We start from the raw sequence: 1,627 nt of genomic DNA on the forward strand, positions 1-1,627 counted from the left end.
GCATAGGGCCGGACGCGTTCGTACCAGGACATCGACAGGATGTCGGGCGGCGAGAATTCCAGAAGCGCTTTGAGGTACTCCGCTGCTTCCAACGCGCGCGGCGTGTCGATCGTTGGGACCAGATCGCTACGCCGCGCGACGTCAGCGTCATATCCCCCGGCAATCGGTTCAAGGTTCAACACCGGCTGGCCGAAATCGGCGCAGGCCATCATGAACTGATGGCCGAGGGCGGTGCCGCGCGCGGCGTTCCAGGCCACGCCGTAGCGGCCGTGGCTGGGGTCATGCAGCACCCGCGCCGCCTCAAGAACCGCGCTTGTGGTCGCAGGCGGTTCAAGTCCTGCCTCGGCGAACCAGTCTTTGCGATAGAACAGCAGTTCCGGCGTCGTCTGGCTTGGCACGCCATAGGGCTTGCGCCCCCAATGCGCCGCCTTCCACCCGGCTGTGTGGAAATCGCCCGGGTCGAGCCGGTTCACATCGAACAGATCATCGAGCGGCAGCAGAAGGCCCTTTTCCACGAATTCGCCGATCCAGGGCAGGTCGACCGCGATGATGTCGTAGCGGCTGATCTTGCGTTCGGCGTTGCGCAGGGCCTCTTCGTGCAACCGGTCGATGGAAAAGGCGCGCTGGTTGATCTTGGTGCCGATCACCTGTTCGAACTGGCGCTTGAGGTTTTCCATGACCATGAAGGTCGGATCGCCATGCACCAGAATGCGCAGGCCGCCGGGCAGGTTGAGGGGTTCGGGAAGCACCTTCGGCGGCTGGATCGACTTGCCCGCCATGTAGGAACCACCAAAATAGTAGTCGCGCCCGGCTTCCGGACCGACCGGGCCGCCTAATTGTTCGCGCGCAAGCCGCAGCACCCGATCCGAGAACTGGCCCCACCTGGCAAGGAGTTCCGCTCCGGGGTGCAGCGAAAAGCTCTTGCCGCTTTTCGTGCGCGGGCGTTGCTCGATCAGCCCGGCCTTCAGCATCTCGTCCAGCTTACGCCGTGCCGTTGCGTAGGGTACGCCCGCAGCGGCAACGAGCGCCGAGGGGGTGACTGTCCTGCCTTCCAGGTGATTGCGGATCAGAAACGCCGCCATGTTCATATGCGGGTTGGCGGCGGTCACCTCGAGCGCGGTCTCCACCTCGCTTGAAAACGCTTCCAGAAAGCTGATGACGCGCAAGAGTTCCGCGCTGTCAGTTTCAGGCCCGGGGCCCGATGACGCCGTGCTGGCCGCCAGATAGTCTTTCTGAATATCCTGCATCCGCACCGCTTCTTGCCCGTCCCGTGTTGAAATGTCCGATTTGGAGGCTTTCGAATCGCGCATCCCCATCCCCTTCTGAAAATGTCCAGATTGGCCGGACCTGAGTATCGGCAATAAATCCGGAATGGACACAACAATGTTCATATTGGACAAAGTGCATGAGGGCACAGGGCGCAAATTCCCGATGCTTCCATCAACCGGTCATCCATGATGTGATTCCCCGAGACAGGGGGCGATGGCCGTGACCGCGTTCAAATCAACGGGAGGAACCGATGAACAAGACTGTAAAGACCCTGATCGCAGGATCGACGGCTCTGGCTGGTATCGCCTTTGCAGGCGCTGCAATGGCCGAGACCTACAAGATCGGCATTACCCAGAAC

At 61.5% G+C, this 1,627-nt stretch carries 1 protein-coding gene; it reads right to left on the reverse strand.

Going from position 1 to position 1,627, the window contains the following annotated elements:
* The coding region (locus WBB85_RS04590) for an extracellular solute-binding protein (protein WP_432637446.1) at window positions 1-1,310 on the reverse strand (1,310 nt) is incomplete at its 3' end.
* Between the last annotated feature and the right edge of the window lie 317 nt (window positions 1,311-1,627).

This window comes from Albidovulum sp., from assembly GCF_049646345.1.
Taxonomy (GTDB): Bacteria; Pseudomonadota; Alphaproteobacteria; order Rhodobacterales; family Rhodobacteraceae; genus Albidovulum.